The sequence below is a fragment of the Cobetia sp. SIMBA_158 genome (assembly GCF_046566945.1).
Classification (GTDB): domain Bacteria; phylum Pseudomonadota; class Gammaproteobacteria; order Pseudomonadales; family Halomonadaceae; genus Cobetia; species Cobetia amphilecti.
In genome coordinates this window covers 1-263 of the sequence record NZ_JAWJYL010000528.1, presented here as the reverse complement: position 1 = coordinate 263, position 263 = coordinate 1, and the positions used below count along the sequence as shown (strand labels likewise).

Below are 263 nucleotides of genomic sequence, written 5' to 3'. Positions count from 1 at the left end.
ATGGTGTGCGCGAGTTTAACCGCCTGCAAGGGATCGACTTAAAGAGTTATCAGTGCGAAACCATTTTTGTCGACCCACCGCGCAGCGGTCTGGACAGTGAAACCGAGAAAATGGTGCAGGCGTATCCGCGTATTTTGTACATCTCCTGTAACCCGGAAACGTTATGCAAGAATCTGGAAACATTAAGCCAGACGCACAAGGTCGAACGTCTGGCTCTGTTTGATCAGTTCCCCTACACGCACCATATGGAGTGCGGCGTATTA

The 263-nt window shown here is 50.2% G+C and carries 1 pseudogene; it reads left to right on the top strand.

Features of this window, described 5'->3' with window-relative positions:
- Nucleotides 1-263 (top strand): annotated as a pseudogene (locus tag R2R70_RS20965) (tRNA (uridine(54)-C5)-methyltransferase TrmA); the annotation flags it as partial.